This window comes from Sphingomonas parva (ex Maeng et al. 2020), assembly GCF_004564275.1.
Classification (GTDB): Bacteria; Pseudomonadota; Alphaproteobacteria; order Sphingomonadales; family Sphingomonadaceae; genus Allosphingosinicella; species Allosphingosinicella parva.
Map to the genome: position 1 here is coordinate 1 of NZ_SPDV01000051.1, position 23,682 is coordinate 23,682.

Sequence of the window (23,682 nt, forward strand, 5' to 3'; positions counted from 1 at the left end):
CCGTCGCCGGTGCTGATCAGGTCGTTGCCGGCGCCGCCGATCAGCACGTCGACATTGCCGTAGCCGATCAGCGCGTCGTCGCCGGCCCCGCCGTCGATCGTGTCGGCGCCGGCGCCGCCCGAGATGAAATCGTTGCCCGACCCGCCGACGAAGTCGATCCGTTCGATCCCGCTGATCTGGGTGCCGAGCACGTTCGCCGTACCGGCGCCGTTGGTCGCCGCCGAAAAGACGATACGGTCGGTCGCGCCGGAGAAATCGAGCATGCCGATGTCGACCCCCTCGCCGCCGTCGATCAGCACGTCCCCGAGCCCGCCGACCAGCGTATCGTGATCGGCGCCGCCGCGCAGGATGTCGGCGCCCGCGCCGCCGACCAGCAGGTCGTGGCCGGCGCCGCCCTCCAGCTCGTCGTCGCCGCCGTTGCCGAACATCTCGTCCTTGCCGCCGAGGCCGCGGATCCTGTCGGCGCCGCCGGCGCCTTCGAGGCGATCGTCGCCTTCGGTTCCGTAGGTCCAGCCGTCGCCGTCGGCCGTGCCGGTGACCGTCACCGTCGCGGTGGCGGTGCTGAGCGCGCCCGAGACGTCGCGAATGGTGTAGGTGAAGGTGTCGGTCGCCGTCTCGCCCGGCGCCAGCGCGTCGAACCCGCTCGCTTCGTAGCGCAGCTGCCTGGTCACGGCGTCGAAGGCGACGCTGCCGCGGGTGCCGGCCGTGTCGACTCCGACGATGGTCAGCGTGTCGCCCGCGTCGGCGTCGCGATCGTTGGCGAGGAAGACGTTCCAGAGGTTCTGGCTGACCGCATCCTCCTCGATCGCCAGGGCGTCGGCCACGGCCTCCGGCGCGTCGTCGGCGCCGATCACGTTGACGACGATCGTCGCGGCCGCTTCCGCGCCCTTCGAATCGCGCACCGTGTAGCTGAACATCTCGGTCGCCGACTCGCCGGCGCGCAGATATTGGAAGTCGGCCCCGGGCGTGAAGACCAGCGACTGCGACGCCGCGTCGAAGGCGACGCTGCCGCGGTGCGGCGCAGCGACCCCGACGATCGTCAGATTGTCGCCGGCATCGGCGTCGAAATCGTTGGCGAGAAGCTGCATCGCATGCACCGCCTGCGCCCCGTCCTCGCCGACGGTGACGATGTCCGGGTTGGTGACCGGCGCGTCGTTGGCGCCGGTGACCGTGATCGTCACGGTGGCGGTCGACTGCTCGCCCGCGGCGTCCCGGACCGTGTAGGTGAAACTGTCGGTGCCGGTCTCGCCTTCCTGGAGCGCCTGCATCGCCCAGCCGGGGCTGTAGACGATCACGCCGTCCGGCCGGATCGACAACGAACCCTGCGCGGCCGCCGGGCCGGCGACACCGACGATGGTCAAGGCATCGCCGTCGGGGTCCAGATCGTTTGCCAGCACGTCGAGCTCGAGCGTGTCGTTCTCGCCGGCGGCGTAGGAATCATCGTGTGCGGTCGGGGCCTCGTTGCCGTAGCCGCCGTCCAGGAACGGATTGGCGAACTGGAAGACGTCGCCGGATTCGTCGCCGCTGCCGTCGAAATCCTCGGTCGATTCGATGATGACGGTCTTGCCGTCGCCCGAGATCACCGCGGTGTAGGAGCCAGGCAGCGCCGGCGTCCCGTCGTCGCCGCCGGTGAGCAGCCGCACCTCGCCGGTCCGGCGATCGTGGATGTAGATGTCGCCGCGATCGAGATTGTCCCAGGGCGACATGTTGTTGGCGTTGCTCGAGAAGACGACGAAGCGGCCGTCGGCGGAGATCGACGGATTGACGCCATAGTGCCGCGGCAGGCCGAGATCGTCGCTGATCGCCTCGATCGCGCCGGTCTGGCGATCGAAGACGTGGACGTGCTGGTTCCAATCCTCGTCGATCGAGGTGAAGGCGATGAACTGGCCATCGGCCGAGACCGAATAGCTCTGCCCGTAGAGCGACTCGCCCTCGCCGCCGCCGGCGACGGTGATCGGCAGCTCGATCGTCCGGTTGGCCGCGACGTCGTGCACGTAGAGCGGACCGGATCCCACCGTCTTGAAGAAGACGTGGCTTCCGTCGGCGCTGATCTCGACGTTCATGCACGGGTTGAGCTCGGGGGCGTTGACCTGGCGCACCTCGCCGGAATTGCGGTCGAAGACGAAGACGTCGGCCTGGTTCGGGAAACCGTATTCGTGCTGGGCGAGGAAGACGACGCGCGCGCCGTCGTTCGAAAGCCCGACCTCGACGATCCGCGGCAGCGCGTCGCCGAACGCGTCGAACTCGCCGGCGGCGGCGAAGCGCGTCGTCTCGCCGGTCACCGTGTCGTAGAAATAGAGATCCTGATAATCGTTGGTCGGCAGGCCGTCGTCGTCCTCGCCGGTCGTCTCCGGCACGTCGGAGATGAAGGCGACAATCCGGCCGTTGCCGCTGACCGCGATGTCGCCGATCACGCCGCCGGTATAGGGATTGTCGCTGTCTTCCGGCGCGCGCGAGACGAAGATCTCCTCGCCGGTCGCGCGATTGTAGACGATCAGTTCGTAGCCATTGCCTTCGCCGGCATAAGGATCGCGCGTGTAGGCGACGATGTTGCCGTCGGCCGAGCTCGCGGCGTTGAAATTGCTGTAGGCGAAGCTGGAAATGCGATCGGGCACGTCGTTTCTCCTCATCATCGCGCGGCGGGCGCGCTGTTCGGTCCGCGGCTGCCAGCTGCGGGCGAGGAGGTCAGGCGACGATCTTCGAAAGCCGCACCTGCTGAGACGCAGCGGCCGCCGCTGCGACGAACACGACGCGATCGCCGACGAGAGCGCGCGTCGTCACGCGCGGTCGCCGGAACGCAAGAAGGCGCGGGAGCCCTGGGCCCCCGCGCCTCCTGTTCCGGCCCTGGCCGCGCTTAGAAGCGGAAGCCGAGCCCGGCGACCGTCTGGAAGCCGTCGACGCCGGCCTCGTAGTTCGAATAGCGCTGCTCGAGGTTGAGGAAGACGTTCGGAGTCACGGCGACTTCGACGCCTGCGCCGACCCGGGCGCCGTCCAGGCTGAAGCCGGTGCCGGAGCCGAGATTGGTATAGCCGGCGAGACCGTAGACCAGAGCCTTGCTGCCCACCGGCGCGCCCGCACGGGCCACGATCGAGAGGTCGCGGCCGGTGTCGTCGCTGTCCTGATATTCGCCGGTCACGCCGACCACCGCATTGCCGAGATCGAAATCGTAGCCGACGTTGGCGCCGTAGGTGAACGTCTCGGTGCCGAGGAAATCGTCGTCCGCGAACCCGACGGTGGCGCCGACGCGCGGGCCGGCGAAGTTGGCCGACTGGGCAAAAGCGGGCGCGGCGAACAGGGTGGCGGCGGCAACGGCCACCGGAATGATCTTCTTCATCTTGGTACCTTCGATATGTTTCAGGCTTCGTGCGAAGCCCGTCCGAGATGGGCGCGCGAGATCAGTTCGCAAATGCAACTTTGTTCACCGCGGTTGCGCCGCCTGCACTCGCCCTCGGCATTTCCGATCAGGACGCGCGCCGCGACGGACGGGTCAGTGCGCCCATTCCTGCTGCAGCACCTCGGCGCGTGTGCCGTCCCACTTGATCTCGACCTTGCGGCCGGCGGGGTTGCCGCCCGCCGGGCCGAACAGCTCGTAGATCACCAGTCCGTCGGCCTGGACGCTCTCGATCACCCGCGTCGGGACGAATGCGGGGTCGTGTGCAGAGGCCGCCGCGCGCACCGCGGCGGGGGCGGCGGCGAACGCGATGTCGCGCTGGATCTCGACCACGCGCCAGCGGCCGCCTTCCTCCATGATGTCGAACTCGATCTCGGAACCGTCGGCGAGCCGTCCCTCGACGTCGAAATAGCGGCGGCCGTCGCGGGTCTCGGCCTCCGCCTCGGCCGGGGTGAAGCCGGGCCGGGCCGCCGTCGCCGCCGCCAGCACCTCCGCGGGAAGGTCGGCGAGCGCCACCGCGCGCTTCCCCGAGGTCGTCACCTGCCCCGGCGGGACCGGTTCGGCGGCCGCGCAGGCGGCGACGGCGGACAAAGCGAGCGCTGCAATCACGATCCTCATGGCCGTTTCCTCTTTCATGAGTGTCGGCGGATTGTGCATGACACCGGTTTCCCTTACAAGGGCCGACGAGACTCCGTACAAGGGGTCCCTGGAGGGATTGTACTGATGGCCAAGAGCTTCGAGGCGGCGGAATCCGCGCCGGACGTTCGGGTGGGGCGGGTACGCTGGGTGATCGTCGCCCTGCTCTTCGCCGCGACCGCGATCAACTATGTCGATCGGCAGATGATCGGTCTGCTCAAGCCGACGCTGCAGGACGAATTCGGCTGGAGCGAGACGACCTACGCCGACATCGTCTTCTATTTTCAGCTCGCTTATGCGGTGGGCTACATCGTCTTCGGCAACGTCATCGACCGGATCGGCGCCCGCTTCGGCTATGCCGTCGCCTTCGTGATCTGGACCGGGGCGCACATGCTGCACGGCGCGGTCAGCTCGGTGGCCGGCTTCGCCGCAGTCCGCGCCCTGCTCGGCATCGGCGAGAGCGGCAACTTCCCCGCCGGCATCAAGGCCGTGACCGAATGGTTCCCCAAGAAGGAGCGCGCCTTCGCGACCGGGCTGTTCAACGCCGGCGCCAACGTCGGCGCGATCGTCACCCCGCTCGTCGTCCCCGCCCTCACCCTCGCCTACGGATGGCGGGCCGCGTTCGTCATCACCGGCGCGGTCAGCCTGATCTGGCTGGTCGCCTGGCTGGCGCTCTACCGCCGTCCCCGCGAATCGACCCGCGTCTCGGCCGCCGAGCTCGCCTATATCGAGAGCGATCCGGCCGATCCCGCCGCCAAGGTGCCCTGGGCCCGCCTGCTCGGCCGCAAGGAGACCTGGGCCTTCGCGATCGGCAAGTTCCTGACCGATCCGGTGTGGTGGATGTTCCTGTTCTGGCTGCCGGACTTCCTGGTCAAGCGCCACGGCCTCGACCTCAAGACCTTCGGCCCGCCGCTGGTGGTGATCTACGTCGTCTCGGACATCGGCTCGATCGTCGGCGGCTGGTTCTCGTCGCGCCTGATCCATCGCGGCTGGTCGATCAACGCGGCGCGCAAGACGACGATGCTGATCTGCGCCTTGTGCGTCACCCCGGTGTTCTTCGCCCAGTGGGTGGACAGCCTGTGGGTGGCCGTGGCGATCATCAGCCTCGCCACTGCGGCGCACCAGGCCTGGTCGGCGAACCTCTACACGCTGCCGTCCGACATGTTCCCGCGCAAGGCGGTCGGCTCCGTGATCGGCATCGGCGGCACCGCCGGCGCGCTCGGCGGCATGCTGTTCTCGCTCTACATCGGCCAGGTGCTGGAGCGGGTCGGCAGCTATCAGCTGATCTTCATCGTCGCCGGCGCAGTCTATCTGATCGCGCTCGCCATCATCCACCTGCTCTCGCCGCGGCTCGAGCAGGCCCAGGTCGCGGACGCCTGACGGCGCCGGGCGGCTCCCGCGCCTCGCCGGGAGCCGCCCATTACCGCTTTGATCGCCCGCCCCTGCCGTCTATAGCCCGAGCACGCCGTCCAGCGTGGGACCCGGCGCAAGGCAGAGCCGAGGCATCGAAGCGTTGAACATCGCCAGTCAGATCGATCGCTACGTCGCGAAGCTGATCTTCGTGCCCCTGCTCGGCACCCTCACGCTCGCCGCGATGCTGCTGATCCTCGACAAGATGCTGCGCCTGTTCGATTTCGTGGTGAGCGAAGGCGGGCCGGTCGACGTCGTCTGGAAGATGCTGGCCAATCTCATTCCCGAATATCTCGCGCTCGGCATCCCGATCGGCCTGCTGCTCGGCGTGCTGCTCGCCTTTCGCCGGCTCGCCCTCTCCTCGGAGCTGGACAGTCTTCGCGCGGTCGGGCTCGGCTACGGCCGGCTGCTGCGCGTGCCGATGCTCTACGCTGTCGCGCTGATGGGCCTCAACGTCGCGATCGTCGGCTTCGTCCAGCCGGTCGCGCGCTACGCTTATGAGGAATTGCGCTTCGAGCTGCGCTCCGGCGCGCTCGGCGCCTCGATCAAGGTCGGCGAGTTCACCAACCTCGGCCGCCGGATGACGCTGCGCGTCGAGCAGAGCGAGAACCAGGGGCGCCTGCTCCACGGCGTCTTCGTCCGCGCCGAGACCAAGGACGGCAAGACGCTCGCCGTCACCGCCGATCACGGCACCTTCCTCGCCACCGACGATCCCGACACGATCATCCTCCGGCTGTCGAACGGCCGCCTGGTCCACAATGCGCCCAATTATCGCGCGCCGCGCGTGCTGAGCTTCCGCGCCCACGATTTGCCGATCGATCTGCCCGCGATCGAGAGCTTTCGCGGCCGCGGCCGCGGCGACGAGGACGAGCTGACCCTCCCGGAGCTGGTCCGCCAGGGCCATTCCGAGCAACTGCCGCCGAAGACGCAGAATGCGATCCGCGCCAACTTCCATTACCGGGTGGTCGAGATCGTGATGATGCTGCTGATGCCGTTCCTCGCCGTGGCGCTGGCCGTTCCGCCGAAGCGCAGCACCTCGGGGCTCGGCATCTTCCTGTCGATCGTGATGGTCGTCACCTATCACAAGGTGAACCAATATGCGGAGCAGATGGGCGCGCAGGGCCGGGTCGATCCGGCGATCGCGCTCTGGGTCCCGTTCGCTCTGTTCGCCGGCCTGATCTTCTGGATGTACTGGACGCTCGCCCACAAGCCTGGCGGCCAGCCGATCGGCGCGCTCGAGCGGGTCGCGTCCAAGGCCGCCAAGGCGATCGGCCGCATCCTCCGGTTGAGCGGCCTGCGCTCCCGCCGCGAGCTCGCGCCCGCCGAATGATCAACGTTCATTTCTTCCCGTCGCGGCGGATCGCCTGGTACATGGCGAAGATGTTCCTGCTGCGCAGCCTGGCGGTGCTGGCAGCCCTGGTCGTCATCCTGATGACGCTCGATCTGCTCGGCGAGTCCGGCAAGATCCTGCGCGTGCCCGGCAATGGCGATGCCGAATTGTGGCGCTACGCCTCGCTGCGAGTGCCGCAGCTGATCGCGCGCTTCCTGCCGTTCGCCGTTCTGCTCGGCACGCTCATCACCCTCGCCACGCTGAATCAGAACAGCGAGGTGGTGAGCATGAAGGCGGCCGGCATCTCGGCGCATCAGATCATCGCCCCGCTGATCCTCGCCAGCCTCGGCGTCGCCGCGCTGAGCTTCGTCTTCAACGAGCGGATCGTCACCCGCGCCACCGACACTCTGAGCGCCTGGGAGAAGGTGGAATATGGCCCCGTTCCGAAGGACACGGGGATCACGCCGAACGTCTGGGTCCGCTTCGGCGACGACCTGATCCTCGCCCGCGAGGTGAAGGGCAAGGGCGCGGCGACCCGGCTCGCCAACGTCACCATCTACGATCGCAAGTGGGAGACGCTGCAGGCGATCGTCAATGCCAGGAGCGCGCGGCCCGACGGCGACGGCTGGCGGCTCGAGCAGGTCGAGAGGTTCGATGTCGCCGCCGGCACCGTCGGCAGATATCGCGAATTCGCCTACGGCAAGGGGCTGAGCCCGGTCCAGTTCACCCTCGCCGACGTCGATCCCGACCAGGAGAATGTCGCGACCCTGCGCACCGCGATCGACCAGCTCCGCGTCGCCGGCCGGCCAACGTCCGAGCTCGAGACCGGCCTCTGGCATAAGTTCTCCGGGCCGCTGTCGGCGGTGCTGATGCCCTTGCTCGCCGCGGTCGCCGCCTTCGGCCTCGCCCGCTCGGGGCAGCTGTTCGTCCGCGCGGTGATCGGCATGGCGCTCGGCTTCGCCTATTTCGTCGCCGACAATTTCGCGCTCGCGATGGGCAATCTCGGCGCCTATCCGCCGCTGCTCGCCGCCTGGGCGCCCTTCGCCCTCTTCCTCCTGATCGGCGAAACCGTCCTGATCCGGACCGAAGAGTGAGCACGCCTCCCGACGCCGCGGCTGCCGACGGCGAGATCACCCGCGGCGACGTCGCGCGCGGGGCGGGGCTCGCCGGCCTCGCCCGTCTCAGCGCCCTGGTCGAGGCGCTGGCCCAGCCGATCTACACCTGGCTGTTCGGCCTCGCCGGCTACGGCGTCTATGCGGGCCTCTGGGGGGCGGTGAACCTGCTCTCGAACATCGTCGATCTCTCGATGACCAGCGCGCTCCAGCGGATCGTCCCGGCCGAGGACGACGAGGAACGGATCCACGGCGTCGTCAAGGCCGCCTTGCTGATGGCGATGGCGGCGGCGGTGCTGATCGCGCTGCTGATCTCCTGGCAGGCGGACGCGGTGGCGGCGATCTTCCCCGAAGAGGGGCTGGGCGAGGATCTGCCGCGCAAGATCGCCATCTTCATCTGGGCGCTGCCGCTTTGGACGTTCATCGAGGTGGCGACCTCGGCGGCGCGGGCGCGGCGGGCGTTCGGCCCCGAGATCCGGATCCGGCTGTTCTGGGAGCAGATCGCCAGGGTCGTGTTCGCCATCGGCGTCTTCCTGATCGGCCTGAGGAGCCTCGGCCTGGTCGTCGCCCATCTCTGCTCGCTGGCGCTCACCGCCACGCTCTGCGTCGCCTTGCTCGGCCGCTATTATTCGCTGCGGCGGCTGGTCCGCGCCTCGCTGCCGCGCCCGCAGATCCGCGCCCTGCTGTGGACCGGCCTCGCTTTGCTTCCGGCGGCGGTGTCGCGGCGGCTGCTGATCGACGCGCCGCCCTTCGTGCTCAACCTCACCACCGGGCCTGCGGCGGCAGGCCTGTTCGAGATCGCGCGCAAGATCTCGACCGTGCCGCTCGCCGTCCGCCAGGCCTTCCAATATGTCATGGCGCCGCTCGCGTCGGCCCAGGCGGGGATCGATCGCGCCCGGATCGCGCCGCTCTATCATTTCGCCAGCCGCGTCTCGACCGCGCTGGTCGTGCCGCTCGCCGGGCTGCTGATCTTCGCCGGTACCGACATCTTGAGCCTCTACCGCCACGAGGCGCGCGCCGCCCTGCCGCTGCTCTACATCCTCGTCACCGCCCGCGGCATCGAGGCGATCGTCGGGCCGGCGACCCCGATCGTCGAGATGACCGGTCACCGTATCCTGCCTTTGGTCAACAGCCTGGTCGGGGTGCTGGTCTGGGCGCTGGTCGCGCTCCTCCTCGTCCCCCGCCACGGCGCGCTCGGCATGGCGGTCGCCGTCGCCGTCGCCACCGTCGTCATCGCTTATGCGGCGACGCTCGAGCTCCAGCTGTCGGACCGCCTCTCGCCGTTCGACCGCAAGCTGTTCCAGGGCCTCGCGGCGGCGCTCGCCGGAGACGGGCTGATGGCGACCGCCGAATATTGGCTCGACGGCCCCGTCCGCTTCGGCCTGGTCACCTGCCTGTGGGCGGGGACGAGCTGGCTGGCGCTGCGCTTCGGCCTGACGCGGCCCGATCGCCAGGCGCTCGGCAAGCTCTCGCGGAAGCTGCGCCTGGTCTGAGCGCGCCCCCCGACGCCTCAAATCCGCCTTATTGAGATTGCACGGGGGAGAGCCCATATTGAGTGACTGCGCGGGGGTGCGCCCCCGCTCGAAAAAACCGAGGGATATCAAGGTGAAACTGGCACACGCTGTCCGCCCGAGCTTCTGGAGGCGCGAGCATCATCTGGACAAGATGACGTTCAGGGAACTGGTCGTGGCCTATTTCCAATATCCGGCGATCATCGCCTATCTGCTGCTCTCGGCGGTTGCGATCGGCGTGTTCCTGTGGAACCCGGCGCCTGTCGTTCCGACCGCCGTCGCGATCGGCGTGGCGATGTTCATCTACCCCTTGGTCTGGTACGTCCTGCATCGCTGGGTGCTGCACAGCCGCTGGATGTTCAAGGTGCCGATGCTCGCCGCCACCTGGAAGCGGATCCATTACGATCACCACCAGGATCCGAACCACCTCGAGGTGCTGTTCGGCGCCCTCCACACCACCCTGCCGACCATCGGCGCGGCCACCCTGCCGATCGGCTGGGCGATCGGCAGCATCTGGGACGCGCCGGTCGGCGGCGCGATGGCCGCCTTTGCGACCGGGCTGCTGACGACCTGCTTCTACGAGTTCGTCCATTGCATCCAGCACCTCGCCTACAAGCCCAAGGCGAAGTTCCTGGCGGAGATGAAGAAGCGCCACATGGCGCATCATTTCCACGACGAGAACGGCAATTACGGCATCACCACCTTCCTGTGGGACCGGCTGTTCGGCACCTTCTACGATCGCTCGGAGCGGCCGGCGAAGAGCCCGACCGTGTTCAACCTCGGCTACACGCCGGAAGTTGCGGAGCGTTATCCGCACGTCGCCCGCCTCAGCGGCGGCGTCGCCACCGGCCACCCGCGCAGGCGCGGCGAATAACCGTCCGCCTCCGGAAATTCGAAAGGGCCCCCTGGACCTTGGTCCATCGGGGCCCTTTTTCATGAGCGGCGCGATCCGGCGCGTGCCCCGTGACAGGGCCGCAACGAGCAGCTACCAAGCGCAGCATGGCTGAGATCACCATCCGCGCGGTCGAGGATGCCGCCGACCGCAAGGCGTTCGTCGACTTCGCTTTTTCGCACAACAGGTCCGATCCGAACTGGGTGCCGCCGCTCAAGACGGAGGTGCACGGCCTGATCGATCCGCGCACCAACCCGTGGTTCGAGCATGCTGAGGCGCGGCTGTTCCTCGCCGAGCGCGACGGCGAGATCGTCGGGCGCATCTCGGCGCAGGTCGATCAGCTCGTCCAGCAGCATATGGGCGCCGGCATCGGCCAATGGGGCATGCTCGAGGCGGTGGACGAGGAGGTCGCCCACGCCCTTCTCCACCGTGCCGAGAGCTGGCTGCGCGGCCGCGACATGACCCGATCGATGGGCCCGTTCAGCCTTTCGATATGGGACGAGCCGGGCCTGCTGGTGAAGGGCCACGACCATCCGCCGACGGTGATGATGGGCCACAACCGGCCCGAATACGAAGGCTGGGTCGCACGCTGCGGCTATGGCGGGGTGAAGGATCTCTACACCTACGACGTGCCGGTCGACGTGCCTTTCCCGCCGATCGTCGAGCGGATCGTCGCCTCGGGCGAGAAGAACCCGCGGATCCGCATCCGCAAGGTCAACAAGAGCCGCTTCGAGGAGGAGGCCGAGCTGCTGCTCGGCATCCTCAACGATGCCTGGTCGGACAATTGGGGTTTCATCCCGCTCACCGAAGCCGAGATCGCCTATGCGGGCAAGAAGCTGAAGCCGATCGTCTTCGAGGATCTGATCCGCGTCGCGGAGGTGGACGGGGAGCCGGTCGCCTTCATGATGACCCTGCCCGATCTCAACGAATTCACCCGCGATCTGAACGGGCGGCTGTTCCCGTTCGGCTGGGCCAAATTGCTGTGGCGGCTGCGTAGGCCGAAGGCCAAGGCGATGCGGGTGCCGCTGATGGGCGTGGTGAAGCGCCTGCAGGCCAGCCGTCTGGCGAGCCAGCTCGCCTTCATGCTGGTCGAGTTCATCCGCAGGGACGCGGTGGTCGCCTACGGCACCAAGCGCGGCGAGTTCGGCTGGATCCTCGAGGACAATGGCCCGATGCGCTCGATGGCCGACGCGCTCGAGGCGAAGATCAACAAGGTCTACCGGATCTACGAAAAGGCGCTCTAGCACGCCGCGGGCCGTCGCGCGGCAACCTCTCGCCGGGCGCGTCGTTCATCGCGGCGACGTCAGCGACGAGGACAGCCTTCATGAAGATCACCGCCCCCATTCTTGCGCTCACCGCCGCTCTCGGGCTCTCCGCCTGCGGAGAGAAGACCCCGGCCGAGAACACCGCCGCGGCGCTGGAGAATGCGGCCGAGCAATCGACGCCCGAAGCCGCGGCGGTGCTCGAGAACCAGGCCGACCAGATCCGCGACCAGAACGTCACGGCGCCGATCAGCGAGCCGGGCTCGCCGGGCCAGCAGGCGCTGCAGGAGGCGGGCAACGCCCAGGCGGCCGCCCAGGCCGCGCCCGCAGCAGCGCCGTCCCAGGGCGCCAAGCCGCACGCGCCGGGCGATCCCGTTCCGCCGCCCAAGGTCGCTGCCGACGGCACCGGTAACCACGCCGGCCACTGAGCCGGCCCGCCGGCGGCCCTAGCCCTCGGACGCCCGCTCCGTGATCCGCAGGAACGGATCGGTGCCGAGCGCGTGCCCCATCGGCCCGTGGCCCCTGCCGAAGCCCGGCGCCGCGGCCATGGCCGCCTGGACATAGGCGCGGGCGCGCCCGACCGCTTCGGCGATCTCCAGGCCAGCGCCGAGGCCGGTGGCGATCGCGCTGGCCAGCGTGCAGCCGGTGCCGTGGGTGTCGCGAGTCTCCACCCGCGGCGATTGCCAGCGCCGCGGCGGCTGCCCCCTCTGCAGCAGCACGTCGGTCAGCACCGGCCCGCTGAGATGGCCGCCCTTGGCGAGGATCGAGATGCCGGTGCGATCGGCGAGCGCCTGCCCCGCCGCCTCCAGATCGGCCAGCGTCTCGACCGGGCGGCCGCTCAGCACCGCGAGCTCCGGCGCGTTGGGCGTGACGATCGTCGCCGCCGCCATCAGCCGCTCGAACGCCGCGACCGTCGCCGCGTCCGCCAGGACCGATCCGCTGCTCGCCACCATCACCGGATCGAACACCACGGGGATCGGCGCCAGCGCCGCGAGCCGGGCGGCGAGCGCGTTCGCCGTCTCCGCCGAGCCGATCATGCCGAGCTTCACCGCGTCCAGGCCGAGATCGGACGCGACGGCGTCGATCTGCGCGAGCACGAAGTCGGTCGGCACCGGCAGCACGCCGGTTACGCCCAGGGTGTTCTGCGCGGTGAGCGCGGCGATCGCGGTCATCGCGAAGCCGCCCAGCATGGTCACCGTCTTGATGTCCGCCTGGATGCCGGCGCCGCCGCCGCTGTCGGAGCCGGCGACGATCAGGACGCGTGGCGGGGTCACGGCCCCTTCCGTTCGGTCGAGGCGGGGAAACGCGCGAGCTTGTCGGCCGGGCGGATCGGCCGCCGCTCGAAAGTCCCGCCGCAATTCGGGCAGGTTCCGGCGAGCGGACCGTCGACGCATTCGGCGCAGAAGGTGCACTCGAACGTGCAGATCCGCGCGTCGGGGCTTTCCGGCGGCAGATCGCGCCCGCAGCGCTCGCAATCGGGACGTAGCTCCAGCATCGGGACCTCTCGGATACGGCGGGCCGGCCTGGTCAGGCCGCCTTCACCGCCTCGCAGATCGAATCGACCACTTGCTCGACCAGGGCCTCGTCCTCGCCCTCGGCCATCACCCGGATCAGCGGCTCGGTGCCCGATTTGCGGATGACGAGGCGGCCGACGTTGTGGAGCCGCGCCTCCGCCTCGGCGATCGCCGCCTTGACGCTGTCGGCATCGAGCGGCGCGCCGCCGCCGAAGCGCACGTTCTTGAGCAGCTGCGGCAGCGGCTCGAAGACGTGCAGCACCTCGCTGGCCGGCCGCCCCTCCTCGACCAGGCAGGCGAGGATCTGGAGCGCCGCGACCAGGCCGTCGCCGGTGGTCGCGTAATCGGACAGGATGATGTGGCCCGATTGCTCGCCGCCTACATTGTAGCCCTGGGCGCGCATCGCCTCGAGCACGTAGCGATCGCCGACCTTGGTGCGAACCAGGTCGAGCCCCTGCGAGGAAAGATAGCGTTCCAGGCCGAGGTTCGACATCACCGTCGCGACGATGCCGTTGCCCTCGAGCAGGCCGCGCCGCGCCCAGGAGACGCCGATCACCGCCATCAACTGATCGCCGTCGACGATCTGGCCCTTCTCGTCGACGATGATCACGCGGTCGGCGTCGCCGTCGAGCGCGATGCCGATGTCAGCGCCTTCCGCGACCACCCGGGCCTGGAGGGCGCCGGGCGCGGTCGAGCCGCAGCCGTCGTTGATGTTGGTGCCGTTGGGCGAGACGCCGATCGAGATCACCTCGGCGCCGAGCTCCCAAAGCGCGGAGGGCGCGACCTGATAGGCGGCGCCGTTGGCGCAATCGACCACGATCTTCAGCCCGTCGAGGCGCAGCTCCTCGGGGAAGGTCGATTTGGCGAAGTGGATGTAGCGGCCGCGCGCGTCCTCGATCTTGCGCGACCGGCCGATCGCCGAGGCGTCGACCAGCATCGGCGGCTGCTCGAGCAGGGACTCGATGGCCGCCTCGTCGGTGTCGGACAGCTTGTAGCCGTCGGGGCCGAACAGCTTGATGCCGTTGTCGCCATAGGGATTGTGGCTGGCCGAGATCATCACGCCGAGATCGGCGCGCATCGAGCGGGTCAGCAGGGCGACCGCGGGAGTCGGCACGGGACCGACCATCACCACGTCCATGCCGACGCTGGTGAAGCCGGAGATCAGCGCCGTCTCCATCATGTAGCCGGACAACCGCGTGTCCTTGCCGATCACCACCCGGTGCCGGTGGTCGCCGCGCAGGAAATGGGCGCCCGCCGCCTGGCCGACGCGCTGGGCCATTTCCGCCGTCATTGGATGCTGGTTGGTCCGGCCGCGAATTCCGTCCGTCCCGAAGAACTTACGCCCCATGTTCTCACCCTGATCGATGTGCCGTCCGGATCCGGCGGCTGTTGGCCGGTGTCATAGCGCGGAGTTTGGCAAAGCGCGATTCCCTTGATGAGGCAGCACGATCCGGGCGTCGTGCCGGCGACCGCGCCAGCGCTCTTCCGCCTTCCTCGCGAGCCGGATAAGACCCTTCGATGAGCCAAGCCAAACGCATCCTCGCCGCCCTCGCAGCCGGCCTTCTGTTCGGAGTACTCGCGGCGCGCTACGGCGGCGCCTGGGTAGAGGGGGGAATCGCGGTCGCGGAGCCGATCGGCAGCCTCTGGCTCGATGCCCTGCGCATGACGATCATTCCGCTGATCGTATCGCTGCTCGTCACCGGCATCGCCGATTCCGCCGAGGCGGTGCGCGCCAGCCGCCTGGCGTTTCGGGCCGTGATCCTGTTCCTGGCGGTGCTGTGGAGCGGCGCGATCATGTCCGCCTTCCTGACGCCGCTGCTGCTGCGGCTCTGGCCGATGCCGGCCGAGGCCGCGGAGCGGCTGAAGGCGGCGCTCACCTCGACGACCGAGAAGGTCGGGGAGATTCCGACGCTCGGCCAGTTCATCTCCTCGATCGTGCCGACCAATCCGATCGCGGCGGCAGCCGACGACGCCGTCCTGCCGCTGATCTTCTTCACCGTCGTCTTCGCGTTCGCCCTGACCCGCCTGCCGAAGGAGCAGCGCGTGCTGCTCACCGGCTTCTTCCGCGCCCTCGCCGACGCGATGCTGGTGATCATCGGCTGGGTGCTGTGGCTCGCGCCGATCGGGGTCTTCGCCCTCGCCTATGTGGTGGGCGCTCGCGCCGGCCTCGCCGCCTTCGGCGCGCTGCTCCATTACGTCGTCGTCGTCGCTCTGGTCGGGACGGTGGTGTGGCTCGCCGCCTGGCCGCTGGCGATGGCCGGCGCCCGCGTCAGCCTGCGCGCCTTCACCCGGGCGATCGGCCCCAGCCACGCCGTCGCAATCAGCACCCAGAGCTCGCTCGCCTCGCTGCCGGCGATGCTCGGCGGCGCCGAGAAGCTGGGCGTGCCGGTCGCCGCCTCCGGCGTCACCCTGCCGCTCGCCGTCGCTTTGTTCCGCGCCACCGGGCCGGCGATGAACCTCGCGGTGGCGATCTATGTCGCCAACTGGTTCGGCGTTCCGCTGGGGCCGATGCAGCTTGCCGCCGGCGTCGCGATCGCCGCGACCACCACCTTGGGCTCGATCAGCCTCCCCGGATCGATCAGCTTCATCAGCTCGATCGCGCCGATCTGCATCGCCATGGGCGTGCCGATCGAGCCGCTCGTTCTGCTGGTCGCGGTCGAGACCCTGCCCGACATCGTCCGCACCACCGGCAACGTGGCGATGGACGTGGCGACGACGGCGACGGTGGCGAAGCGCACCGGCTTCGACGAGAGCACGCCGCTGACCGAACAGGACCAGCTGCTCCAGCAGGAGCCGGTCTGACCGGACGCGCCGCGGCGGCGCGCTTGCTCAGGTCCCGAGCAGCAGGACGATCGGCGAGACGCTCGGCGCGTGCAGCCAGGTGGCGAGAAGCCACACAGCGAGGCCGCCGCCGAGCGCGATCCAGCCCGGGGCAGCCGAGCGCCAAGGCAGCCTGCCGCTGACCAGCGCCCCGAACGGCACGAAGCTGGTGCGCGCTTCCCACGCCGCCCAGGCCGGGCCCAGGGTGGCGCGCTTCTTGCGCTCCTGGCCGATCGTTCCGCCGACCGCCAGGACGAGGATGCCGAGCGCCACGATGACGTTGCGCATCTCGCCCCACAAGGCGAGGTGAACCAGCGCCCACAGGACGAAGCTGAGGTTCATCGGGTGGCGGGTGATCGCCAGCACGCCGGTCGGAACGGCCGCGGCCCGGCGCCGGGCGCCGCGGAACGGCAGCGCCGGGTTGCCGGAGAGCGATCCGACGAAGAGGATCGCCGCAACCAGCATCACCGCGGCGGCCACCGGCCAGGCCCAACCGGGCGCGACCCACAAAGGTAGCCCCGCCGGGGTGGCCCGATAGGCGAGCACGATCCAGCCGAACGTCAGGATCGCGACCAGCGAATAGAGTAGCTGGAAGGCCGCCTCCCCCATGTTCTGGACGAGGGGGAGGCGCAGCGGATGCGACAGGCCGAAGTGCGTGCCGACGAAGGCGAGGGTGGCGAGCGCGAGGTTCGCCGCCCCGGTCACCGTTCGTAGGCCTTGGGGAGATTGCCCTCCCCTGCCCGCCGGTAGCGGTCGCGCAGCTTGGTCTGGTGGTTGTCCAGCGGCTGCTGGACGCCGTCGATCATGACCAGGAGCGGCGCCGAGCCGTTCTCCAGCGGATCGCCGTCCCACACCACGACGTCGGCGCGGCGGCCGGCCTTCAGCGAGCCGATCTCGGCACCGAGGCCGAGCGCTTCGGCGGGCCCGGACGTGATCATCCGCAGCGCCTCGCCCCAGCTCACGCCGGTCGCCCCGGGCACCTTGCCGAGCGCGACGAGATTGCCGGCATATTGGGTGGAGAGGCGGATCTGGCGCGCTTCCTCGTTGTTGATCAGGCCGAGCGAGACGTCCACGCCGGCCGCCTTCATCCGGGCGACGTTGGACTGGGTCGCGGCGAGCTGCTCGAAGGTCGCGGGGAGATCGTTGAGGGCGTTGGCGATCACCGGGACTCCCGCCGCCCGGATCCGATCGGCCACCGTCCAGCCTTCGGTCGCGCCGACGAGGACGAGGCGGAGGTTCGGGAACTCGCGCTTGAGCGCCAGCACCTGGAGGATGTCGCTCGCCCGCTCGGCATGGACGAGCAGCCGCTGGCGCCCCTGCAGGACGGGAACCAGCGCGGCGGCGTCGAACCGGGTGAGCAGCACGTCGTCGGAGCGCTGGGCGCCGGCCGCGAGCAGGCGGTTGTCGGGGACTTCCTCGAGCGGGAAGTCGCGCTGGTCGCTCGCCCTCGGTTCCCGTGCGGCCCCGCCGCCGCCGGGAATTCCGGAATAGCGGCTGAGGTCCCGCGCCTCGCGCAGCGCGTTGCGGAACAGCACATGGGCCGAGGCGCGGCTGCCGCCCGCCTCGTCGGCACCCTGCTCGCCGAGCTCGACATATTGGAAGGCGCGGGCACGGGTGATCGGATCCATGTCGGCGGCGAGATCGATGATCGCGCCCTGGCCGGCGAAGATGCTCCGTGCGGTCTCCGGCGCCACGGCGGCGCGGGTGACCCCGCCGGTGCGGCTGACCGCGACCGCCGCGGCGCGCGGGTTGATCGCCGGGACGACGTCGATCGCCGCGCTGAACGGCGAATTGCTCGCCGACGCGTCGTTGGTGGCGCCGACCGCGTCCACCTCGATCAGGCCGACGCGGGAGAAGCCGGCGACGATGCCCGGAGTCACCCAGCGGCCGGCGGCGTCGATCTGCTGCGCGCCGGCGGGGACGGCGACGCCGCGGCCGGCGGCAACCACCCGGCCGTCGCGGATGACGACCGTGCCGCCCTCGATCGGCTCCGAGCCGTCGCCGAGCGCCAGCCTGCCGCCGGTGATCGCCACCGTCTGGGCGAGCGCCGGGCCCGCGGCGAGGCCGAGGGCGAGGACGAGGGCGATGTTGCTGATCCTGGTCCCGAATCTCACTTCACGTCCCCTTCGCCGGGCTGGCCCAGCTCGAAATCGGTCACCGGACGGCGGCTCGGATCGGCCGCGTCATACATCAGCGCCCCGTCGATCCAGACCTCGGCCGGCCGCGTGTAGACGCTGAACGGATGGCCGTTCCACAATACGACGTCGGCCATCTTGCCGACCTTCAGGCTGCCCGTCCTGTCGGCGACGCCGATCGCCTTGGCCGGATTGATCGCGAGCCACGTCCAGGCGATCTCGTCGGGGATCTGGAAACCCATGCGCCGGCCGGCCGCGAGCGCCTTGGCCGCTTCCTGGTTCAGCCGCTGGATGCCGTTGGGATCGTCCGAATGGACGATGGTGCAGGCGCCCGCATTGTGGACGAGCGGGATGTTCTCGTTGATCCCGTCATAGGCTTCCATCTTGAAGCCCCACCAATCGGCCCAGAGGGCGGCGCAGATGCCGTTGTCCTTCAGGAGATCGGCAATCTTGTAGGCCTCGACGGCGTGGTGAAAGGTCGAGACCTTGTAGCCGAACTCCTTCGACATATCGATGATGTTGGCCATCTCATCGGCGCGGTAGCAATGGTTGTGGACCATGATCTCGCCGTCGAGCACGCCGCGGAGCGTGTCCATCGCGAGATCCCGGCCCGGCATCTCGCCGCCGTCCTTCTCGTATTTGTCCCAGCGCCGGTCATATTCCTGCGCCCGCGCCCAGGTCTGGCGCATCACCGCGACGTTCGCCATGCGGCTCGCCGGCATCTGATTGCGGCTGCCGTAGACGCGCTTCGGATTCTCGCCGCAGGCCATCTTCAGGCCGTAGGGCGCGCCCGGGAACTTCATCTGCTGCATCGTCCGGCCGGGCACGTTCTTCAGCGTCACCGAGCGGCCGCCGAAGAGATTGGCCGATCCCGGCAGGATCTGCAGCGCGGTGACGCCGCCGTTGGTGAGGGCGCGGGTGAAGCCCGGGTCCTGCGGCCAGACGCTGTGCTCGGCCCAGACTTCCGGCCGCACCGGGCCGGTGATCTCGTTGCCGTCCTGATGCGCCTCGACCGAGGGCGACGGATAGTCGCCGAGGTGGCTGTGGACGTCGATGATGCCCGGCGTCACCCACTTGCCGCGGCCGTCGATCCGGGTCGCTCCGTCCGGAATCGCCGTATCGGGGCCGCCGACGGCGCGGATGACGCCGTCCGCGAGCACGATCGTGCCGTTCTCGATCCTGCCGCCCTCACCGTCGAAGATGGTGGCGCCGGTGATGGCGGTCGGCACGCCCGGATAGGCGCGGTAGGTGGAGGGGAAGGGATCGCGCGAATAGGTCCTCGGCTTCGCCGGCGCCGCCTCGGACGAGGCGCTGCGCGGCGCCTCGTCTCTGGTGCAGGCGGAAAGCAGGATCAGAGCGGCCGCGGCCGCGAATGCCCCCTTCATCAATGGTCCTTGTCGTTCGGATGGATGCCGCCCGCGCGGTCGGGATCGTTGGCGGTGCCGAGCGGATCGCGCCCCGCCTTCATCTCGTTGCCGGTGTGGGTGCCCGCGGCCTCGCGCTCGGCGAGCTGCGCTTCCCCGGCCATGACGTTGCGGCCGTGGTCGCCGCCGGTGGTATCGCCCGCCGGCCCGTCCTTGCCGAGCGTCTCGAGATGCATGCCGCGCTTGAGGAACGGTGAGATCAGCATCAGCAGAACGCCGATGAACACGCCGATCCAGCCGATCGTCTTGAACACGCTGCCGTAGGTCGCGAGCTGCGCCGCCGGATCGGTCACCACGCCGCCGACGGTCTCGCCCGACGTCGCCTTGGCGACGGCGCCGGCGAGGGTATGCGCGAGCGCGGAGGCGAGGAACCAGACGCCCATCATCAGCCCGACGATGCGCGCCACCGACAATTTGGTGATCATCGACAGGCCGACCGGTGACAGGCAGATCTCGCCCGTGGTGTGGAGCAGATAGGCGAGGAACAGCCAGATCAAGGGAACCCGGTAATCGGCGCCGGCGAAATATTTGATGCCGATGAACAGCACCAGGAAGCCGAGTCCAGCCTGGACGATGCCGAGACCGAACTTGAGCGGCGTCGACGGCTCGAGCCCCTTGCGGTTGAGCCAGCCCCACATCGCGGCGAACAGCGGCGCGAGCAGGACGATGAGGCCGGGGTTGAAGAAGTTGGTCTGCGCCGCGGTCATCTTCAGGTCGCCGAAGATGGTGAGATCGCTGTTGCGGTCGGCGTAGAGGGTGAGCGAGCTGCCCGCCTGCTCGAACAGGGTCCAGAACAGCACGGTGAAGATGATCAGCACCAGGGCGACGATCATCCGCGAGCGCTCGGCGCCGCGCAGCGCCACCGCCGACCAGATCAGCATGCCGGCGAAGATCAGCGGCGCGCCGAAGCCCAGCACGGTGGTGACGATCTCGTCGCGCTGGACCAGGAACCACATCGGCAGCAGCATCAGCAGGCCGCCGATGTAGATCGCGAGCTCGATGCTGACCCCGGCGAAGCTGCGCTGCTTCAGCAGCTCGGGCCGCGGCGGCTCGGCCTTGCCAAGCAGGTGCTTCTGGCCGGCGAGGAAGGTGATCAGGCCGACGAGCATGCCGAAGCCGGCGAGTCCGAAGCCCCAGGACCAGCCGTATTTGATGCCGAGATAGCCGCAGCCGAGCGTCGCCATCACCGAGCCGAGATTGATGCCCATGTAGAAGATGGTGAAGCCGCCGTCGCGGCGAGGGTCGCCCGGCGCGTAGAGCGCACCGACGATGGTCGAGATGTTGGCCTTGAGGAAGCCGACGCCGACGATGATCAAAGAGAGCGAGAGGAACAGGATCTGGACGTAGAGCGGCTCCTGCTCGGTGCGGGTGGAGAACGAGCCGGTCGGCACCTGCGCCGGAAGGCCGACGGCCTCGGCGTTCTGGAGCGCCATGCCCTCTCCCGAGAAAGTGAGCGGAGCGCGGGCGCCGTTCGGGCCGGTGACGAACTGCTGGCGCTCCTCGCCGCGGCCTTCCGTGACGATCTCGTAGCTCGAGCCGGCGACGTCGACATATTGCTTCGAGCCGGAGCCCTCGAACGCCATGCCGAAATGGCCGAGCACGAGCAGCAGCGCACCGATCGTCACCGCCTTGCGCGAGCCGAGATATTTGTCGGCGATCAGGCCGCCGAGCACCGGCATCAGATACACCAGAGAGGCGTAGGCGGCGTAGAGCCCCTGCGCATGCTCGTCGCTGAACAGGAAGTGCTGGGTCAAATAAAGGACCAGCAGCGCGCGCATGCCGTAATAAGAGAAGCGCTCCCACATCTCGGCGAAGAAGAGGACCGCGAGGCCGCGGGGATGGCCGAAGAAGCTGCGATCCTCGGAGGGGGCGTTGCGATCGCGTAAGGCAGTGGTTGCCACAGGCTGGACTCCGTACTGTCGGGGCGCCTCGCGAGGGGCGGCTCCTTGAAAGCGGCGCAGAGTAGCGGGCAAATCGGGCTTGTGAAGCCGATTGTTGCAACATCACAAGGCTGCTAGCCCGGCAAGTGATGTTCAACGACACCTCCTCCCCGCTCAGCCTGCTGCGCACGCGGCGCTCCGCCCGCCCGAGGGATCTCGTCGAGCCTGGCCCCGACGCGACGCAGCTGCGCCAGATCCTCGAGATCGCGATGCGCACGCCCGATCACGGCAAGCTGCACCCCTGGCGCTTCGTCCACGTCCCGAAGGCGCAGCGCGGCGCCTTCGCCTCCCTCCTCGCCCGCGCCTATGCGGCGCAGCGGCCCGACGCGGGCCGGCTCGAGATCGAGGCGAACGAGCGCTTCGCCCATCAGGCGCCGGAGCTGATCGCGATGCTCTCCACCCCGGTGGAGAGCCAAAAGATCCCGCGCTGGGAGCAGGAGCTCTCAGCCGGCGCGGCGATGATGAACCTCCTCCACGCCGCGCACGCACTCGGTTTCGCCGGCGGGTGGGTGACGGGCTGGGTATCAGAATCGAAGCTGGTGCTGGAGGCGCTCGGCGGACGCGACGGGGACCGCATCGTCGGCTTCGTCTTCGTCGGAACGCCCGGCGTGCCGCTGGAGGAACGTCCGCGGCCGGACTTCGACGAGGTCGTCTCCACCTGGCGACCGTAATGCTACGGGGCTCGGCGACCCGCTCTTGACCCCCTCACCGTATTAGTACACCATGGCGCCGTGAGCACCGAAGACCGTCCCGTCTATCTTCGCCTGCGCGATACGATCGCCGCGATGATCCTTGAAGGCCGCGTACGGGAGGGCGACGCCCTTCCTTCGGTCCGCAGCCTCGCGGCCGAATATGGCGCCAACCCGCTGACCGTCGCGAAGGCCTACCAGACCTTCCAGGACGAAGGCCTCGTCACCGTGCGTCGCGGCGTCGGGATGTTCGTGTCGGAAGGCGCGACCGAGCGGCTGCGCGACGCGGAACGCCGCGAGTTCCTCGATCAGCGCTGGCCCGCCGTGGTGGCGCAGATCCGCCGTCTCGGCCTCGATGTCGAGGACCTGCTCGAGCGCGCCCTCGCCTGACCGATTGAGATGCCGATGCGGCCGCTCCCGCTCGCGCTGATCGGGCTGGTCGTCGCGGGCCTCGCGCTCGCCGGCTGGAGCTATGCGACCGCGGTCGCCGATCCGGTCGTCCGCCGGGCCCGCATCTCGCTGCCGGGCCTTTCCGCCGGGAAGCCGCTGAAGCTGATCCTCATGTCCGACCTCCACGTCGCGGGACCGGACATGCCGCCGGAGCGGCTGGCGCGGATCGTCTCGCAGGTGAATGCGCTCGAGCCCGATCTCGTCCTGATCGCCGGTGATTTCATCGGCGACCGCACCCTGGCGACGCGGCATTACACGTCGGCGGAGAGCGTCGCGCCGCTGGCGGCGCTGCGGCCGCGGCTCGGGACTCTCGCCGTCCTCGGCAATCACGATCATTGGCGCGATGCCGCCGAGGTTTCGGCGGCGCTCGCCCATGTCGGCGTACAATTACTCGACAACGACGCGGCGCGCGCCGGACCGCTGGCGATCGGCGGCCTCGATGACGATTTCACCGGTCATGACGATCGTCCCCGCACGCTGGCGCGGATCGAGGCCATCGGCGGCGTTCCCCTGCTCCTCAGCCACAGCCCGGATCCGTTTCCGAACGTTCCGGACTCGGTGGCGCTTATGGTCGCCGGCCACACCCATTGCGGGCAGATCCGCCTGCCGCTGATCGGCGCAGTCGCGACGGATTCGGCTTACGGGCAGCGTTATGCCTGCGGCCTGGTGCGCGAGCGCGGAAAGATCCTGGTGGTGAGCGCGGGCCTCGGCACCAGCGTCCTGCCGCTGCGCCTCGGCGCCGTCCCGGATCTCTGGCTGCTCACCCTGGCGGCCGATCCGCTCCGGCGCTGACGTTCATCCCCGGTTTCGGCGCCGCCCGCTAGACTTGGCGACGCCACAGCGGATAAGGGACCGGGGCAGAGGAAATTTCCCGATCGACATGACCAAACGCCGCCGCAGCCCGCGAGCCATCGCCTTCGCAATCCTGCTTGCCGGGAGCACCGGCAGCGCGCTCCTCGCGCAGCAGACGGAGACGCTCGGCCCTCCCGCGCTCCGCGATTTCGAGTTGAAGGGCGAGCGCACCACGCCGCCGGCGCAGCCGGTGCCGGCCGAGCCGACGCGGCCGGCCACCGAGCCTGCGACCGCGGGACAGCCCAAGGCCGCGCCCGAGACTGCGCCGTCTGCCCGCACGCGCGCTCCGGCGTCGACGCGCCGCGCAGAGCGGC

Annotated in this window: 22 protein-coding genes; 12 read left to right on the forward strand and 10 right to left on the reverse strand. The window is 69.3% G+C overall.

Annotated features, from left to right (window positions below; translation table 11 throughout):
• The 3 genes from E2493_RS18185 to E2493_RS18195 form a co-directional block, all read right to left on the reverse strand.
• The coding region (locus E2493_RS18185; RefSeq protein ID WP_135089766.1) for an Ig-like domain-containing protein at positions 1-2,615 on the reverse strand (2,615 nt) is incomplete at its 3' end.
• A 239-nt stretch (positions 2,616-2,854) separates the two neighbouring features.
• Entirely contained in the window at positions 2,855-3,334 is a 480-nt protein-coding gene (locus E2493_RS18190) for an outer membrane protein (RefSeq protein ID WP_135089768.1), read from the reverse strand.
• Positions 3,335-3,487: 153 nt separating this feature from the next.
• Positions 3,488-4,009: a hypothetical protein gene (locus E2493_RS18195; RefSeq protein WP_225421582.1), complete on the reverse strand. Its 522-nt coding sequence runs from the start codon at positions 4,007-4,009 to the stop codon at positions 3,488-3,490.
• A 105-nt stretch (positions 4,010-4,114) separates the two neighbouring features.
• Here E2493_RS18195 and E2493_RS18200 point away from each other — a divergent pair, with 105 nt between their 5' ends.
• From E2493_RS18200 to E2493_RS18230, 7 genes are all read left to right on the forward strand, one after another.
• Positions 4,115-5,407, forward strand: coding sequence for an MFS transporter (locus E2493_RS18200; protein WP_135089770.1), 1,293 nt, complete (start codon positions 4,115-4,117; stop codon positions 5,405-5,407).
• A gap of 133 nt (positions 5,408-5,540) precedes the next feature.
• Positions 5,541-6,767 carry an LPS export ABC transporter permease LptF gene (gene lptF / locus E2493_RS18205; RefSeq protein WP_404828338.1) on the forward strand — a complete coding sequence of 409 codons (1,227 nt, stop codon included), beginning with the start codon at positions 5,541-5,543 and terminating at the stop codon, positions 6,765-6,767.
• Positions 6,764-7,861 (forward strand): LPS export ABC transporter permease LptG, encoded by a 1,098-nt coding sequence (gene lptG / locus E2493_RS18210; protein WP_135089772.1) that lies wholly within the window; start codon positions 6,764-6,766, stop codon positions 7,859-7,861. Before lptF ends, lptG begins: the two co-directional genes overlap by 4 nt.
• The gene (locus E2493_RS18215) at positions 7,858-9,372 is read left to right on the forward strand and encodes a lipopolysaccharide biosynthesis protein (protein WP_167737621.1); all 1,515 of its coding nucleotides are present in this window, start codon (positions 7,858-7,860) and stop codon (positions 9,370-9,372) included. The genes lptG and E2493_RS18215 overlap by 4 nt, the downstream gene beginning before the upstream one ends.
• Positions 9,373-9,544: 172 nt before the next feature.
• Entirely contained in the window at positions 9,545-10,264 is a 720-nt protein-coding gene (locus tag E2493_RS18220) for a sterol desaturase family protein (RefSeq protein ID WP_135089802.1), read from the forward strand.
• A gap of 125 nt (positions 10,265-10,389) precedes the next feature.
• Positions 10,390-11,526, forward strand: a complete 1,137-nt coding sequence (locus tag E2493_RS18225; RefSeq protein ID WP_135089775.1) for a GNAT family N-acetyltransferase — start codon at positions 10,390-10,392, stop codon at positions 11,524-11,526.
• A gap of 80 nt (positions 11,527-11,606) precedes the next feature.
• Positions 11,607-11,972, forward strand: coding sequence for a hypothetical protein (locus E2493_RS18230; RefSeq protein WP_135089777.1), 366 nt, complete (start codon positions 11,607-11,609; stop codon positions 11,970-11,972).
• 18 nt (positions 11,973-11,990) lie between these two features.
• Here the strand turns inward: E2493_RS18230 and thiD are convergent, their stop codons facing one another.
• Genes thiD through glmM form a run of 3 tightly spaced genes read right to left on the reverse strand, consistent with a single transcriptional unit; the run spans position 11,991 to position 14,406 of the window.
• Entirely contained in the window at positions 11,991-12,818 is an 828-nt protein-coding gene (thiD, locus tag E2493_RS18235; protein ID WP_135089779.1) for a bifunctional hydroxymethylpyrimidine kinase/phosphomethylpyrimidine kinase, read from the reverse strand.
• Entirely contained in the window at positions 12,815-13,039 is a 225-nt protein-coding gene (locus E2493_RS18240; protein ID WP_135089781.1) for a DUF1272 domain-containing protein, read from the reverse strand. Before E2493_RS18240 ends, thiD begins: the two co-directional genes overlap by 4 nt.
• A 32-nt stretch (positions 13,040-13,071) precedes the next feature.
• A complete protein-coding gene (gene glmM / locus E2493_RS18245) occupies positions 13,072-14,406 on the reverse strand; it encodes a phosphoglucosamine mutase (protein ID WP_135089783.1) in 1,335 nt (444 codons plus the stop codon).
• Between the two features lie 170 nt (positions 14,407-14,576).
• On the opposite strand from glmM, the gene E2493_RS18250 reads away from it, so the two are divergent.
• Positions 14,577-15,860, forward strand: coding sequence for a dicarboxylate/amino acid:cation symporter (locus E2493_RS18250; protein ID WP_135089785.1), 1,284 nt, complete (start codon positions 14,577-14,579; stop codon positions 15,858-15,860).
• Positions 15,861-15,887: 27 nt separating this feature from the next.
• On the opposite strand, the gene E2493_RS18255 is transcribed toward E2493_RS18250, so the two are convergent.
• From E2493_RS18255 to E2493_RS18270, 4 genes are read right to left on the reverse strand one after another with little or no spacing between them, the layout of a single operon-like run.
• Positions 15,888-16,583, reverse strand: coding sequence for an NnrU family protein (locus tag E2493_RS18255; RefSeq protein WP_135089787.1), 696 nt, complete (start codon positions 16,581-16,583; stop codon positions 15,888-15,890).
• Positions 16,580-17,992: an amidohydrolase family protein gene (locus E2493_RS18260; protein ID WP_135089788.1), complete on the reverse strand. Its 1,413-nt coding sequence runs from the start codon at positions 17,990-17,992 to the stop codon at positions 16,580-16,582. The genes E2493_RS18255 and E2493_RS18260 overlap by 4 nt, the downstream gene beginning before the upstream one ends.
• On the reverse strand, positions 17,989-19,398 hold the full coding sequence (locus tag E2493_RS18265; protein WP_135089790.1) for an amidohydrolase: 1,410 nt from the start codon (positions 19,396-19,398) through the stop codon (positions 17,989-17,991). Before E2493_RS18265 ends, E2493_RS18260 begins: the two co-directional genes overlap by 4 nt.
• Positions 19,398-21,338 carry a peptide MFS transporter gene (locus E2493_RS18270; RefSeq protein WP_318531713.1) on the reverse strand — a complete coding sequence of 647 codons (1,941 nt, stop codon included), beginning with the start codon at positions 21,336-21,338 and terminating at the stop codon, positions 19,398-19,400. Before E2493_RS18270 ends, E2493_RS18265 begins: the two co-directional genes overlap by 1 nt.
• A gap of 128 nt (positions 21,339-21,466) precedes the next feature.
• Here E2493_RS18270 and E2493_RS18275 point away from each other — a divergent pair, with 128 nt between their 5' ends.
• The 4 genes from E2493_RS18275 to E2493_RS18290 all read left to right on the forward strand — a co-directional run.
• Positions 21,467-22,048 carry a nitroreductase family protein gene (locus E2493_RS18275; RefSeq protein WP_135089792.1) on the forward strand — a complete coding sequence of 194 codons (582 nt, stop codon included), beginning with the start codon at positions 21,467-21,469 and terminating at the stop codon, positions 22,046-22,048.
• A 60-nt stretch (positions 22,049-22,108) separates the two neighbouring features.
• Positions 22,109-22,456 (forward strand): GntR family transcriptional regulator, encoded by a 348-nt coding sequence (locus E2493_RS18280; RefSeq protein ID WP_135089794.1) that lies wholly within the window; start codon positions 22,109-22,111, stop codon positions 22,454-22,456.
• Between the two features lie 15 nt (positions 22,457-22,471).
• Positions 22,472-23,308, forward strand: a complete 837-nt coding sequence (locus E2493_RS18285) for a metallophosphoesterase (RefSeq protein ID WP_135089796.1) — start codon at positions 22,472-22,474, stop codon at positions 23,306-23,308.
• 88 nt (positions 23,309-23,396) lie between these two features.
• The coding region (locus E2493_RS18290) for a hypothetical protein (RefSeq protein ID WP_225421583.1) at positions 23,397-23,682 on the forward strand (286 nt) is incomplete at its 3' end.

Coding starts and splice junctions, on each gene's coding strand:
- E2493_RS18190 (WP_135089768.1), bottom strand. CDS start 3,334: ATGAAGAAGATCATTCCGGTGGCCGTTGCCGCCGCCACCCTGTTCGCC.
- E2493_RS18195 (WP_225421582.1), bottom strand. CDS start 4,009: ATGAGGATCGTGATTGCAGCGCTCGCTTTGTCCGCCGTCGCCGCCTGC.
- E2493_RS18200 (WP_135089770.1), top strand. CDS start 4,115: ATGGCCAAGAGCTTCGAGGCGGCGGAATCCGCGCCGGACGTTCGGGTG.
- lptG (WP_135089772.1), top strand. CDS start 6,764: ATGATCAACGTTCATTTCTTCCCGTCGCGGCGGATCGCCTGGTACATG.
- E2493_RS18220 (WP_135089802.1), top strand. CDS start 9,545: ATGACGTTCAGGGAACTGGTCGTGGCCTATTTCCAATATCCGGCGATC.
- E2493_RS18225 (WP_135089775.1), top strand. CDS start 10,390: ATGGCTGAGATCACCATCCGCGCGGTCGAGGATGCCGCCGACCGCAAG.
- E2493_RS18230 (WP_135089777.1), top strand. CDS start 11,607: ATGAAGATCACCGCCCCCATTCTTGCGCTCACCGCCGCTCTCGGGCTC.
- E2493_RS18240 (WP_135089781.1), bottom strand. CDS start 13,039: ATGCTGGAGCTACGTCCCGATTGCGAGCGCTGCGGGCGCGATCTGCCG.
- glmM (WP_135089783.1), bottom strand. CDS start 14,406: ATGGGGCGTAAGTTCTTCGGGACGGACGGAATTCGCGGCCGGACCAAC.
- E2493_RS18250 (WP_135089785.1), top strand. CDS start 14,577: ATGAGCCAAGCCAAACGCATCCTCGCCGCCCTCGCAGCCGGCCTTCTG.
- E2493_RS18265 (WP_135089790.1), bottom strand. CDS start 19,398: ATGAAGGGGGCATTCGCGGCCGCGGCCGCTCTGATCCTGCTTTCCGCC.
- E2493_RS18275 (WP_135089792.1), top strand. CDS start 21,467: ATGTTCAACGACACCTCCTCCCCGCTCAGCCTGCTGCGCACGCGGCGC.
- E2493_RS18285 (WP_135089796.1), top strand. CDS start 22,472: ATGCGGCCGCTCCCGCTCGCGCTGATCGGGCTGGTCGTCGCGGGCCTC.